The organism is Pseudoalteromonas sp. bablab_jr011 (assembly GCF_016464045.1).
GTDB classification, from domain to species: Bacteria; Pseudomonadota; Gammaproteobacteria; order Enterobacterales; family Alteromonadaceae; genus Pseudoalteromonas; species Pseudoalteromonas lipolytica.
Genome location: NZ_JACDWU010000006.1, coordinates 1 through 204 on the forward strand (window position 1 = coordinate 1; position 204 = coordinate 204).

The 204-nt window shown below is 36.3% G+C and carries 1 pseudogene; it reads left to right on the plus strand.

Annotation, left to right across the window (positions count from 1 at the left end):
- Positions 1-112 precede the first annotated feature (112 nt).
- A pseudogene (locus JIG41_RS00085) lies at positions 113-204 on the plus strand (IS200/IS605 family transposase); the annotation flags it as partial.

Here is a 204-nt window from a genome sequence, read left to right on the forward strand (position 1 = left end):
GGCCCTAAACCACCTACTTCAGTAGGTGGTTATCATCATTTAGGCTTTGCCTGAAAAAATACTCATGTTAATTCCTTACTTGATTTTTAGCGAAGTCATATAAGGAAAAAACATGAGTAGATACGAGAAAGCATCGCATGTGTATTGGCGATGTCAATATCATATAGTCTGGACACCAAAGTATAGGTTCAGAATATTGAAGAA